This is a genomic window from Leptolyngbya sp. AN02str, from assembly GCF_050565595.1.
Lineage (GTDB): Bacteria > Cyanobacteriota > Cyanobacteriia > Elainellales > Elainellaceae > Kaiparowitsia.
The window spans coordinates 274450-287464 of sequence record NZ_JBNXVR010000002.1 but is presented as its reverse complement, the minus strand read 5'-3'; the positions used below and the strand labels follow the sequence as shown (position 1 = coordinate 287464).

Below are 13015 nucleotides of genomic sequence, written 5' to 3'. Positions count from 1 at the left end.
TGTGGGTAGGGTGCGAAGCACCCTACCCACAACACCAATGCGTAAGTCCGATGAATTGTCGAAACTCTTGTGCAACTTTGCATGATCAGGGTTTCAACAGGATGCAGAAGCGATGAGCGGTATTGAGCGAGCAGTATTTGGGCGATCGGTATTATTGAGCGATCGCCCCTATCGTAACTCAGGGGTTCAAACAAGGGAGCCAATCGTTACTGGGTAATTATGATTGAGGTGTACTCACTTGGCGGATCGATGCCCGCAACTGGTCAACCATCTCTCGCACAAAAGGCTCTTGCAAAATGCCGTGGAAATTCCCCTTACTTTCATATACTTTGACTTCGTGAGTTGCGGCATGACCCCAACCATTGGCGTGATCAGGCAAGAGGCGATCGCGGTCAGTTGAGTCTGGCGCAGCCTCTTCGGACTTAAACAGCACTAGCTCTCCCTGAAACTGGCCTTGCGGTTTGTAGTGATTGGCCGCCACCGTGCAAACTGATAAGGGAGACATCCGTTGCAGTACGCGTGGCGCATACTTTAAGGTGGCCAAACATGTGCGATAGATCCATACCTTGAGGTGCATTCTGGCATCCGCTTTAAGCGTACTCAAGCTTTGATGAGCGCGTTTGCGCTTGCGTTGTTCTTGGGACTGCACCGAGTTCATCATGGCCACCAGCGGAACCGCAACCCCTTGGCGCTGAAGCTGTAGAGCCATTTCCAATGCAATCGCACCACCCGCACAAAACCCTCCCAAAAGATAAGGCCCTTCTGGCTGTACGGCCCGAATCTGCTCAATATAGTAAGCAGCCATTTCGGGAATGTGAGTGTGCAGAATGGGGAAACCACGCTGGGTGCACGGTTTGATGGCATAGACCGCAACATCGGGTTGTAGATATCGGGCTAAGCTGCGGTACAGCAAAACATCTCCACCTCCGGGATGGATGAGAAACAGGCGCGGTGCAGTGTCATGCCCAGTATTTAGCGCTAGGACAGAGCTGGTTGAGTTTGCTTCTAACTCTTGCGGATTGGCATCAATCCGCTGGGCTAAGTCTTCGATGGTTGGCGCTTCTAATAAGGCAGTTAACGGCAGCCGCTTGCTAAAGAACTGTTCGATCTTGGCAAATAGCTCTACCGCTTGCAACGAGGTGCCGCCCAGGTCGAAGTAGTTATCTCTCAGGTCGATCGCCGAAATTCCCAAAACTTCTTGCCACAGCACTTTTAAGTCGTGTTCGGTTGCCGTTCGAGGATACGTGATCGAGCGCTGCTGATCTAGCTGATCAGCGTACTTTTGGCTTTCGATCGCTGCCAAAACAGCATGAGGGGAATTGAGCTCTTTTGCAATCCGGCCCTGACGTTGAGATTGACTGATGGGCGATGCTGCGGTGGTGGCAACTGACCGTTGAGAAGAGGGTTGGCTTTGGACTGAAGTTGGCTCTGTGGTTGCTTCGCTGGTCGTTTTAGTGGTTGCTTCTGCGCTTTGTAAGGTATTGGTGACGGCAGCGGCAATTTGGACGGGGATCTCGAAACAGGAACCGCTGTTTGTTGAGTGTTGATAGGGTTTGGCGATCGCCTCCAAAAAGTTCAGTGCAGGTTGATTTTTCTGAGTTGGACTGTAGTTCAGGTGAACATGGGTCAACATGTGATCTTCGGCGTATTTGGCCAAATGGCGCACCATCTGATGTTCCACCCCGCGCCCCAACACTCGGCAGCTCAGCAAAAAAGTATCCACCTGCACCGCATTGCCTTGCGGAGCAAACAGCATGGCCCCAACGAGCCCATAATCCCCAAAGCGATCGCGCACAGTCACAGCACGACACTCCATGCCCAACTGCATGGACTGGTGAATCTCAGCTTCTGTTCTGCGGATAGTGGTGCAGTTAAATTGATTGGTGCGCTGGGTCAGTTGAGCCACCCTGCCAATCTGCATGGCATCGGGTTCGGCAATCTCGATCGTCATTTCCAACCCATTGAGAAACTCATCCAGGGTTAGCGATTCTTGCTGAAAGCGCTGACGTTCTAAATTTTGCTGATATAGAACGGTGCGTTGGGCGTCTTCCTCGGTCGTGTTGAGGTGGTCAAATGCCCAAACATGGTTGAGAAATTGCTGCACATCTTCACTCGGTAGCTGAAGTGTCAACACCTCTGGACAATTGGAACTGACCTCCGCGCATTCAACCGGATTGTCATCGATAAAAATAAAACTGTCCAACCCCAAATTGAGTTCTGCTGCAAGAGACTTGAGGTTGGCTGACTTGGGGAGCCAGTTGATCCGCCACGCGACCAAATGCTCGCGCTTCAATGTCATGTCTTGCCGATGTTCAAAAACTTGCATAACATCGGCTTCGTTATTTTTGCTGCACAGGCACAACAGCATGCCTGACTGTTGCTGCGCCAGCATAAACGACTGAACAGTTTGCCAGGTTTTGGAAAGGTCAAGTCCGTGAACTCCATCTTCACCCACGACCCCTTTCCACAAGGTATTGTCGCAATCCAGCACAATCACCTTATAGGGTTGCTTTTTCAAGACATAAATTTTGCGAGCAATAGCGGTGCCCAAAGCTGCAAAAAAATCGGGGGTAAAGGGAATGTGGCCCAAGCGATCGCGCTGGGAATCGTAATACTCCTCAACGGGATAGCGTGCCTGCACTTCTGCATTGCGCATTAGGTGTAGACCCTTCACGCCGCTGAGTTGCTCAACTATCCAGGCTTCTGTTTGCTGAAATAGCTCGATTTGCTCAGGCTGGCGATGCGGTGTTGGAGCAGAAGGGCAAAGACAGAGAATATACGGAGTGGATGAGCGACTTGCAGCCGTGGTAAGGGCTGTCACCAAGTCTTGGGCATTGCGCTGCAGCAGGGCCGCAATATCAACGGATGGATCGTCTTGGTTGAAGCGGTACCAATCTTCGACGCGCAAAAGCAGGAGATGGACACCCTGACGGTTGCTAGACAGCAGGCTAGCAGGATCTAAAAGTTGTTGAAAAATTTGATTGTAGGGAGCAAATTCGATGGTTGAGGGAATGGACAGCGTTTCCATCCAAAATGACAAACTCGTTTCGATTGGCTCGGCCGTGAAGCTTGCAGCGATCGCAAGTTTGACTTGCTTTACTTCTTGGCTAACAAATGGAATCGATCTGGCAGATTGCATAACAGGTTTCAACATCAGTTTGAATGCTTCATGATGTATCGAAGCAAGCTGAGAGCAAGCTGAGAAATCTGAATCCATTTGTTTGGATTCACAAAAACTTAAAGATCAGCTCACATCAACTTTAAAATTCAGCCGCCACTCAAAAATCTGCTGATTCAGCCGAAAATGTCGCTGCCCAGTTTGCGGAGTTGGTTCAAATCAGCCAATCACAAGCCATATTGTCAATATCTGAATAAATGTTCAGATATTGACAGGTTTGTGCTAGAGTGCAAGACAATTCTGTTTGCGCTTTCAGTTATGGCATCCTCTTCATCGTTGAAAACTCAGCACATGCAAATTGGCGGGATGGATTGTGCGAGTTGTGCCGCCAAGATAGAAGTCGCGCTGGAGCGGCTGATGGGCGTTGCTGATGTGGCTGTCAGTGTGCCGACCGAGCGTTTAACCATTACCTATAACCCTAGTCAAATCACGGAAGCGGCTATTCAGCATCGAATTGTGGCTTTGGGGTACACGGTGCGGCAAGAGTCACCGGGGCATGGTCAAGCGGTAGAGCCGCAGGTCAGGCTTCAAACGGCAGATGTTGGCATTGGGGGTATGGACTGCCCATCGTGTGCGAATAAAATTTCTGCTGCGCTTGAAGCGATCGTAGGCGTAGCAGAGGCATCTGTGAACTTTGCGACCGGGAAGCTACGGGTTGTCTACGACCCACAACACACCAGCGAAGCCGTCTTGCAAGCACGAATTCAGACGTTGGGATATCCGGTGCTGTTTTGGGAGGGTGCCTACCAGGGTGTATCTCAAACCGGAGCCGAACATGCCCATCATGGCTCAGGGCATCATCACAGTTCGGGGCACCATCGGAGTTTGGGGCATCATGGCTCTGGAGAGTCGATGCTTAAGTCCGAAATCCTTTCGGTGGTGCTGGTGGTAGCCTTGCTGGCAATTGGCATGATTTTTGAGGAGCCTTTGCATCAGACCCCGTTTCACAGTGGCGAGTATGCAGTGCTGCTCCCCGCTTACTTGCTAAGCGGTTGGACGGTGTTGAAGACGGCAGGCCGCAACATTATGCGGGGGCAGGTGCTGGATGAAAACTTTTTGATGACGATTGCAACGGTGGGGGCGATCGCCATTCACCAACTGCCTGAAGCCGTTGGTGTGATGCTGTTTTATCGCATTGGAGAGCTGTTTCAAAACTATTCGGTTGGGCGATCGCGTCGGTCAATCAAAGCCTTGTTGGAAGTTCGTCCAGATACGGCGAATCTCAAGATTGATGGCACGATTCGCGCTGTTTCCCCTGAATCTGTTCACGTTGGCGACCTCATTCTCGTCAAACCAGGAGAAAAAATTCCGCTGGATGGCAATGTCCTGGAAGGAACGTCTCAGGTGGATACATCGGCATTAACGGGAGAATCTGTGCCGCGCACTGCTCGTCCGGGTGCCACTGTGTTAGCAGGCATGATCAACCAAACAGGAGTGTTGACTCTGCAAGTCACCAAACCATTTGGGGAATCGTCGATCGCCAAAATTTTGGATCTGGTTGAAAATGCCACCAGCAAGAAAGCCGCGACTGAGAAGTTTATGACTCGGTTTGCTCGCTACTACACTCCAGTGGTGGTGGTGCTCTCGCTTACGGTTGCTCTGTTGCCTCCCCTATTTTTGGCTGGAGCAACCCACCGCGAATGGATTTATCGAGCGTTGGTGTTGTTGGTGATTTCGTGTCCGTGCGGGCTGGTGATTAGCATTCCTTTGGGATATTTTGGTGGCGTGGGTGGTGCGGCCAAGCGCGGCATTTTGGTGAAAGGCGCAACGTTTCTGGATGCTTTAACGGCTGTGAGAACTGTTGTGTTTGATAAAACCGGAACGCTCACGCAAGGCATTTTTAAGGTAACCGAAGTGGTGGCCTACAACGGGTTTTCTGAAGCGGAACTGTTGATGTTGGCAGCCAAAGCAGAAACTCACTCTAGCCATCCGGTTGCGCAGTCGATTCGCGAGGCTTATGGTTTTGCAATTGACCCGGCAGATGTAACCGATTATGAAGAGATTGCAGGGCATGGGGTGCGGGCCAGGGTGGAGCGACGCGTGGTGCTCGCGGGGAGCGATCGCCTCCTGCATCGAGAAAACATTGCCCATGATACCTGCCACATTCAAGGAACGGTTGTGCATCTCGCCGTGGATCGCCACTATGCAGGCTACCTGCTCATTGCGGATGAGGTGAAACCAGATGCAGCCCAGGCAATTCAGGCACTGAAGGAAGCTGGCGTTGAGCAAACGGTCATGCTCACTGGAGATAACAAATCGGTCGCCCACGCGATCTTTGGCCAGTTGGGGCTGACCACCTACCAAGCGGAACTGTTGCCCGAAGACAAAGTCGCAGCCATTGAGCAGCTATTAGATCCCACAGGCAATGGCAAGGTGGTATTTGTGGGGGATGGCATCAACGATGCGCCTGTGATTGCCAGAGCCGATGTTGGCATGGCCATGGGCGGCTTGGGCTCGGATGCGGCCATTGAAACGGCTGATGTGGTCATCATGACCGATGCCCCTTCCAAGGTCGCAGAGGCGATTCAGATGGCGAGAAAGACTCGCAGAATTGTGGTGCAAAACATAGTCTTTGCCATGGGAGTTAAAGGGCTGTTCATTTTGCTGGGCATGCTGGGGGTGGCTAGCCTATGGGAAGCTGTGTTTGCAGATGTTGGGGTTGCGCTGTTGTCAATTCTGAATGCAACTCGTGTGCTGAGGTAACGTCAGTTTCAGTTAAGGGCTTTTTGCGTGTGCGTCGCGCGCAGCCTCCCAAAAGCGGGCACTTTAGCTTATCCAAAACTCACGTTAGGTAGGATTTTGCTAGAACTTTGCTAGAACAAAGATAACGTTGTGGTCTTTGGGTGACGGATTTGGAGCTTACCTAACCAAGGACGCATCCTCACTTAATGGGAATTCATGAGGTTGAACATGCTTTCAAAGCATAAGGTTTTTCAAGCAATCAGGGCTGGTGCAATTGTGGGGCTTGTGATTGTTGTTATGGGGGCGATCGCCCTCTTGCATCCTGGGGTGGCCAGCGCAAATCGCACTTTCCCAACTGCGTTCTCGGCTGCAACGGTTCCATCTCCAAATCGACGGCTGGCTCAAGCTTTTCGGGTGAATGGAGGGGATGTGACCGTATACCGCGACCCAAACTGTAGCTGTTGCGAAGGCTGGATGACCCATTTGCGATCGCACGGGTTTCGTGTGTCTGAAGTGCAACAAGCCGACATGGCTTCGATCAAACAACACCATGGCATCCCCGATAAACTAACCTCCTGCCATACCGCCATGATTGACGGCAAGGTTATTGAAGGACATGTTCCCGCCGGAGATATTCAGCAATTTTTGGCAGTCGCTTCGGACGCAGTTGGTTTAGCCATACCGGGAATGCCCATTGGCTCGCCCGGCATGGAAGAGGGAGACACCCATGAACCTTTTACCGTGTTAACCTTTGATGCCCAAGGCAATGCCGACGCATTTCATCACTATCCTGCCTGATACAGACTGGCTTCACCTGTTCTCATGAGTGAACAGCAATAAATTGACTGCAATATTTTCAAAACCAGTTAGAGATAGGAATATCTCTATCTCTAACTGGTTTTTGATGAAATTCACACAACGTCGCGCAAAAAGCTCTGAAGATGAGATCTCCAGCACAAGTTATTTTTTGAAAAGCATGAATCGTTGCAGGGCAGAGCTGTGCAACGATTCATGCAATAAACCTGTTGCTCACCTAGGTAGTGCTGCGTCATCAATTCAACAACAGCTACCAAGCTGTGTGCAAAGGAAAGCTAGAAAAATCCAACGTCAACCTTCTTTTTGAGGGACGGCTTGGGGAAGTGGCGGATTGTTTGCATCAGCAGGTTGAAGGGGCACATTCAGTTGCTTTCGAGCCATATTTTCTGCTAATTGCTGATCCTCAGCAGTTTCAAATTGGCTTTCATCCAGCAGGTTTCCTTCACCGGCTGCTTTATCCCGGTTCGGTGGAGAACCGTTTTTCCAACGGTATTTGAAGTTCATAACTTGTGACCCTCAGTGATGTTTTTGTTTTGGTTTCTCTAAGCTAGAAAAAAAGCGTTTGGATTACCTCTGTCGCAGGTTGTTGCGTGATGGATAGCCCGTCCTAGTTTGACCCGGCCATTCAATCCTGCAAAGTGGAATCGAGTTGCGATCGCCCCTTTCTTCTTAAAGTTGAACAGCTTCACGCTGCAATCTCTCAAATCAGTGCTTCTTCTTCTTCTTGCCCTTTTTCTTATTGTTGCTGTGACTGGGCAACACGCGATCCAGCACAGCCGTTGCACCATGTGTAACACCTTGGGTCACGCTACTCATAACAGCGTTTGCAGAAGGTGTGAATGCATGGTTCGATTTTTCTTGTAAGCGCTGGCCTACATCCTGAAGTACGTTCACGATATCTGTTAAGTCCAGCGTTAAGTTGTTGGCAGAGGTGCGAATTGTGTGGTTAGCCTGTTTTGTAGAAGAGCCAATGGTTTCAGCCTGCTCTTTTACGCTAGAAGCGGCATTTTTTAGCACATTGGAGCGATCGTCGGAGGTGTCATTGCGATCGCGCGATCGGTCTTGGCCTTGATGCGAACTCGACTGGCCAAGTCGCTGAATCGCGGCCTCTGCAATTTCAGCAACCAACACGCCCGCAACAGCCGCCCCAATTCGTCTCACATCCAACCCCAAAAAATCAGCAGAGCCTTGATTATCGTTTAGGTTATCCTGCTGGCTTGACCGAGTGTCCTTTTCACTGTCGGGCTCGCTGTAGCGATTGTAATTTTGAGAATCAATTTTGTTTTTCTTACGTTTTTTCTTGCTCATTTCTCATTTAGTTCCAACTTCCTCAACGAATTAATAGTTTAACGATTCAACTTGCCGATACGCGCCTGTATTAAGTATCGAGGTGCCGATAAACCCCTTCTTCTTTTGGATAGATTTATTGTTTTTCGTTTATTAAAGACTCTATTTTTTGTTCAAATTTAGGTTTACGTTTTTTGAATGAGATCAGTTGCGCTCGTATGATGTAGCGGTGCACGATTTCATTTCTAGTTCTGTTCAAGAACTCATCAATATATGAACCTTTATATGAATCTTTCAATAGGTGGAAGGCAGGATTTGGTGGTCTCTTTAGGATGGTGGCATACCACAAACCCTAAGCTGTACTGTGTGCGTGATCTGAATGAAAGTCATTGCGCTTAAGTTTGTACAGCTTTGAGCAACAGGAGCCTACATCATGAGTACTGTGACTCGTCCTCTCGCAGTTGTGACCGGAGCGTCAAATGGCATTGGTTACGAATTGGCAAAAGAATTTGCTGAACATGGATTTGATCTCCTCATCACGGCTACAAGTTCGAGTATTCGTGAAGCCGCCCAAGCATTTGAAGACTTAGGAACCCATGTTGAAACGGTAGAGGTCGATCTCACGACCTATGATGGAGTTGAATCGCTCTACAGCAAAATTCAATCCATTGGACGGCCTGTAGAAGCGATCGCTATCAATGCGGGTGTGGGCGTAGGCGGAGATTTTGCCCGCGAAACAAGCTTAGATGATGAGTTGAATCTGATTAACCTAAATGTTGTTTCAACGGTGCATTTGGCCAAGCGGGTTGTAAAAGATATGGTGGCTCGTGGTCGTGGCCGTTTGCTGTTTACCTCTTCTATTGCTGCCCTGATGCCGGGGCCGTTTGAGGCCGTCTATGCAGCTTCTAAAGCCTTTGTACACTCGTTTTCCGAAGGGTTGCGCAACGAACTGAAAGACACAGGCGTGACGGTCACCTCGCTCATGCCTGGCCCTACAGATACCAACTTCTTTCATCGGGCTGGAATGGATGATACCAAGGCAGGCTCTAGTCAAAAAGATGATCCAGCACTAGTGGCGAAACAGGGATTTGAAGCCCTGATGGCAGGAAAAGATGCAATTATTGCAGGGTCTGTCAAAACAAAATTGCAGGGCAATGTTAGCAAGATACTGCCGGATACCGTGAAGGCTGAGCAGCATCGTCAGCTAACTGAACCCGGCTCTGATCATTAAGTCTCTGCAAATCTCTGCTTCAGAGGTTCACGCAACCTTCTGTCTTGGGGCATACTCCTGCACTGCACTAAGATGCCCCAAGAGTTGGAGGAAAAAGTGGTAACCACTCTCTAAGGTGGTGACATAAGGCTTACGCGGGTGGGAGCGATCGCTCTCATTCCCTGCCTTGGCAGAGCTGGATTGGCAGTATTAGGCTCAATTCTCTACCGCTGCTACTTCTTCCCAGACGCTGTTGACTAGTTCATGGTGTGAATCTTGGCTTGTATCTCTTTAGATAAAGCGATTGGATGGACTCGATAACCTTTGATAGATGGAATCGTACATCTCATAACTCATGGTAGAAGCTATCTTGAATCTAGAGATTAGAGTAATTTGAAACGCGAAGTAGATTAATCAATTTTGGAAGAAATTAAACAGCTATTGAAGTGTAGATAACGCAACTGCTGTTGAATGAGGATTGAATCTCATGAATGTATTACCTGTTGATGAATTGAAAGAGCTTGCCGAACAACATCATGAAATGTGCGTCTCGGTTTACATGCCCATGATTCGCTTGGGAGCAGAAGTACAGCAAAACCCCATTCGCTTCAAAAACGTCATGCGCTCAGTTGAGACAAAGGTGCAGGAGTATAGGCGTGATATATCCAGCGCAGAGATGTCTTCTCTGCTTCGGCCTGCACAAGGGCTTGATCAAGACGAGTTTTGGCAGCATCAAGAGGAAGGGCTTGCGTTGTTTCTGGCCGAGGGCTTTTTCCGCTATTACCGATTGCCTCTGCCGTTCGAAGAATTGGTCATGGTGAGCGATCGCTTTCACCTCAAGCCTTTGATGCCGTTATTGACGGGGGATGGCCAATTTTACATTTTGGCTTTGAGCCAGCAGCAAATTCGGCTGTACGAGGGTAGTCGGTACAGTGTTCAGGAGCTAGAAGTAGAAGATCTGCCCCAGGATATTCATGAAGTGCTGCAATATGATGAAACGTCCCGTGAAGGGCAGTTTCGGTTGGGCACGTCGCCTGGAACTGGTCGCGGTTCCCACCGAGCTGGAAGCTTTCACGGACAGGGAAGCCCCGATCGCGATGATCAAAAACGAAATATTCTGCAATTCTTCCACCAAGTTGACAAGGTGGTGCATGAGTTTTTGGGAACCCAACAGGCTCCGCTGGTACTTGCTGGGGTAGATTATTTGTTGCCTGTGTATCACGAGGCCAATACCTATCCTCACTTGATGGACGAGGGGATTTCTGAAAGCCCTAAGGTGATGAAGCCGGAGGAACTGCATACCCTGGCCTGGGCGATCGCAGAACCGTATTACACCCATGCACAACAGGACGCCGTGGAGCTTTACCAAGAATTAGCTACAACCGAAAAAGCAACTTCCAAGCTGGAAGATGTGGTATCGGCTGCATATTACGGACGAGTCGAGCAGCTGTTTGTAGCTGTGGGTGAGCAAAAGTGGGGCAAGTTTGACCCGGCTACAAATGAATTGCAGCTGCATGCGGATGCGGAACCGGGCGATGAGGATTTGTTGAATGCTGCTGCGATTCAAACCCTACTGAACAGTGGAACGGTATATGCCCTAGAGCCTGGACAGGTGCCCGATGATGCACCAGTGGCCGCTATTTTCCGTTATTAACCTTTTCGCTTGGCGTTGTTTAGGCTTGAATCCATCGGTTTTGTTATGCCATATCAGCAAATTGACGAATTGCCAGACTCGGTTAAAGAGCATCTCCCCAAACATGCTCAAGAAATCTTTTTGGCTGCGTTTAACAGTGCGGCCGATCAGTACCAGGAGGAGGAACGGGCATTTCGCGTGGCGTGGAGCGCAGTGAAGCGCGATTATGAGAAAGCCGACGATGGGCAGTGGCACAAAAAGCCGGAATAAATCTCGTTAAACCTGTGGATGTGCTTGAAAGCATGCTCTCATACGGCTTTGAGAGTGTTAAGAGGGTGTCTGAGAAGTATCAAATGTTCTGCATTCGCCTCCCAACCTCCCAATTCTGGAGGACTTCCGATGCCATTATTCGGTTAACGGCAAGTGCAATTTGTGGAACGGATCTGCTCATGATTTGTGGAACATTTTGATGTAATTGTTGGACACAATGCGCCGATTGCAATGCTTAATCCCTTGATTTGGGTGTGAACGAGTATGGATAGCGGTTTCGACTTGGAAACTGCTGGGCGGACTGGAATACGCTAGAAACCATGTGGAATTTGGAAGATAGTGTATGAGGGATAAGCCGCCTGCTTGGGTTGGCGTGGGGTTGGCGTTTTATGCATTTGTTGCGATCGCCATTGCCGAAGGTGGGTTGGGCGTTGTGCTGCCCTCCATTTTGAAAACCTATGGTTTGACAACGGCGACAGTAACCGCCCTCTTTTTTAGCCAGATCGGTGGCTATGTCGTGGCCGCCCTTACGAGTAGTTTGTTGAGTCATCGTATTGGTTTGGCACGCATGATTTTGCTAGCAGCCGCGAGCGTGACAACGGCCCTGTGCGTGTATGCTTCGACTCCCCATTGGGGTGTCATGGTGATGGCAGGTACCCTGTTTGGTCTGGGAGTTGGGCTGATTGATGCGGGGATGAACACGTTCATTGCCCATAAGCCAGATAATGGCAACCTCATGGGATTGTTACATGCGTTTTATGGGGTTGGGGCGTTGCTGGGGCCAGCGATCGCCACGGCTTTGCTGACGATGGGAATGAGTTGGCGATCGGCCTACTGGATATTTGCTTTGGTGATGGGGCTGTTGGTTGTTGGCATGGTGTGGGTTGTGGCACAGCAGTCTCCCCTGATTGCCTCGGCCCCTGTGCCCGCAGACCATAGTGCCGAGGCCAATTTGCGCTTGGCGTTGCAGCGGCCAACTGTGTTAGTCGCAGGCTTGCTGCTGCTCGTGTATGTGGGGGTCGAGGTCTCGTTGGGCAACTGGGCCTATACGGTGCAAACCTTAAGCCGGGGAACCCCGGTGGCGATCGCAGGCTACAGCATTACTGCGTATTGGTTTGGCCTAACGCTAGGTCGATTGCTGATGGGGCAATGGATCAAATGGTTAGGAGCCAATCGATTGTTGAATGGCTCGTTTATCTTGCTTATGGTGGGTTTGCTAATTTGGTGGCTACTACCTCAGCAGTTGTGGAGCTTACCCATCATTGGATTTGCACTCGCGGCCATCTTTCCCACAACGATGTGGCTTATGCCCCGCCGAGTACCTGTTGCGATGGTGCCTGCTGCGATCGGATTTTTGTCGAGTGTGGGCAGTGTGGGTGCAGTGAGCATTCCTACGGGGGTGGGCTGGCTGGCTAACTACGTTGGTCTGGAGGTGATTCCTCTGGTGATGCTGCCGCTGGCGGTTGTCATGCTGGGGTTACACCGCTGGTTGGTTGCCTACGAGGCTCGGCCATTAACCTAAGTTCACAAGATGTGTGCAAAACCTGGGTTGATTCATACGTTTAGAAACGTGAGTGATGGATAAGCTGAAGTGCCGATTTTTGCGTGCGCAACGTGCACACAAAACTTGGCTCTTCAGACAACCGAGCTGAACTGATTTTGTATCTCAATGTGACAAAAAATGGTGACGGGATCGGTCTTCTTAATCTTGATCAATTCAGTGTTGCGATCGCCCTTCGTTTTACACAGACCATTGGCCTACTATCTAATACAGAAGAAGACGCTGTTATCCTTTTAGTGTGGATAAATTCGGGATGTGTCTGATTGTTTATATTTCATTGTGTAGACTCAAAAAGTTCATATAGAATAGGTTCATTAGTCGTCCGATAGTTATAGAATGCGGGCACGAAATATCCAATTTTCTTGTTTCTTTAGATAG

The 13015-nt window shown here is 49.8% G+C and carries 9 protein-coding genes; 6 read left to right on the top strand and 3 right to left on the bottom strand.

The window, feature by feature from the left end:
- Positions 1–217: 217 nt before the first annotated feature.
- Entirely contained in the window at positions 218–3139 is a 2922-nt protein-coding gene (locus ACQ4M4_RS02945; protein WP_430682963.1) for an HAD-IIIC family phosphatase, read from the bottom strand.
- Between the two features lie 297 nt (positions 3140–3436).
- Here ACQ4M4_RS02945 and ACQ4M4_RS02940 point away from each other — a divergent pair, with 297 nt between their 5' ends.
- Together ACQ4M4_RS02940 and ACQ4M4_RS02935 are read left to right on the top strand one after the other, a co-directional pair.
- Positions 3437–5881 (top strand): heavy metal translocating P-type ATPase, encoded by a 2445-nt coding sequence (locus ACQ4M4_RS02940; RefSeq protein ID WP_430682962.1) that lies wholly within the window; start codon positions 3437–3439, stop codon positions 5879–5881.
- Between the two features lie 207 nt (positions 5882–6088).
- Positions 6089–6658, top strand: a complete 570-nt coding sequence (locus tag ACQ4M4_RS02935; protein ID WP_430682961.1) for a DUF411 domain-containing protein — start codon at positions 6089–6091, stop codon at positions 6656–6658.
- Positions 6659–6967: 309 nt separating this feature from the next.
- Here ACQ4M4_RS02935 and ACQ4M4_RS02930 read toward each other — a convergent pair whose 3' ends face one another.
- Positions 6968–7180 carry a hypothetical protein gene (locus ACQ4M4_RS02930; RefSeq protein ID WP_430682960.1) on the bottom strand — a complete coding sequence of 71 codons (213 nt, stop codon included), beginning with the start codon at positions 7178–7180 and terminating at the stop codon, positions 6968–6970.
- 201 nt (positions 7181–7381) lie between these two features.
- Positions 7382–7984 carry a hypothetical protein gene (locus ACQ4M4_RS02925; RefSeq protein WP_430682959.1) on the bottom strand — a complete coding sequence of 201 codons (603 nt, stop codon included), beginning with the start codon at positions 7982–7984 and terminating at the stop codon, positions 7382–7384.
- Positions 7985–8396: 412 nt separating this feature from the next.
- Here ACQ4M4_RS02925 and ACQ4M4_RS02920 point away from each other — a divergent pair, with 412 nt between their 5' ends.
- The 4 genes from ACQ4M4_RS02920 to ACQ4M4_RS02905 all read left to right on the top strand — a co-directional run bounded on the left by ACQ4M4_RS02920 (position 8397) and on the right by ACQ4M4_RS02905 (position 12598).
- Entirely contained in the window at positions 8397–9194 is a 798-nt protein-coding gene (locus tag ACQ4M4_RS02920; protein ID WP_430682958.1) for an SDR family NAD(P)-dependent oxidoreductase, read from the top strand.
- Positions 9195–9660: 466 nt separating this feature from the next.
- Positions 9661–10827: a hypothetical protein gene (locus tag ACQ4M4_RS02915; RefSeq protein ID WP_430682957.1), complete on the top strand. Its 1167-nt coding sequence runs from the start codon at positions 9661–9663 to the stop codon at positions 10825–10827.
- Positions 10828–10872: 45 nt separating this feature from the next.
- Positions 10873–11076 (top strand): ChaB family protein, encoded by a 204-nt coding sequence (locus ACQ4M4_RS02910; RefSeq protein WP_430682956.1) that lies wholly within the window; start codon positions 10873–10875, stop codon positions 11074–11076.
- Positions 11077–11419: 343 nt separating this feature from the next.
- Positions 11420–12598, top strand: coding sequence for an MFS transporter (locus tag ACQ4M4_RS02905; RefSeq protein ID WP_430682955.1), 1179 nt, complete (start codon positions 11420–11422; stop codon positions 12596–12598).
- Positions 12599–13015 lie beyond the last annotated feature (417 nt).

Excerpts from the sequence above, each read along its gene's own strand:
- ACQ4M4_RS02905 (WP_430682955.1), top strand. The coding sequence starts at position 11,420 with ATGAGGGATAAGCCGCCTGCTTGGGTTGGCGTGGGGTTGGCGTTTTAT.
- ACQ4M4_RS02940 (WP_430682962.1), top strand. The coding sequence starts at position 3,437 with ATGGCATCCTCTTCATCGTTGAAAACTCAGCACATGCAAATTGGCGGG.
- ACQ4M4_RS02915 (WP_430682957.1), top strand. The coding sequence starts at position 9,661 with ATGAATGTATTACCTGTTGATGAATTGAAAGAGCTTGCCGAACAACAT.
- ACQ4M4_RS02920 (WP_430682958.1), top strand. The coding sequence starts at position 8,397 with ATGAGTACTGTGACTCGTCCTCTCGCAGTTGTGACCGGAGCGTCAAAT.
- ACQ4M4_RS02935 (WP_430682961.1), top strand. The coding sequence starts at position 6,089 with ATGCTTTCAAAGCATAAGGTTTTTCAAGCAATCAGGGCTGGTGCAATT.
- ACQ4M4_RS02945 (WP_430682963.1), bottom strand. The coding sequence starts at position 3,139 with ATGCAATCTGCCAGATCGATTCCATTTGTTAGCCAAGAAGTAAAGCAA.
- ACQ4M4_RS02930 (WP_430682960.1), bottom strand. The coding sequence starts at position 7,180 with ATGAACTTCAAATACCGTTGGAAAAACGGTTCTCCACCGAACCGGGAT.
- ACQ4M4_RS02910 (WP_430682956.1), top strand. The coding sequence starts at position 10,873 with ATGCCATATCAGCAAATTGACGAATTGCCAGACTCGGTTAAAGAGCAT.
- ACQ4M4_RS02925 (WP_430682959.1), bottom strand. The coding sequence starts at position 7,984 with ATGAGCAAGAAAAAACGTAAGAAAAACAAAATTGATTCTCAAAATTAC.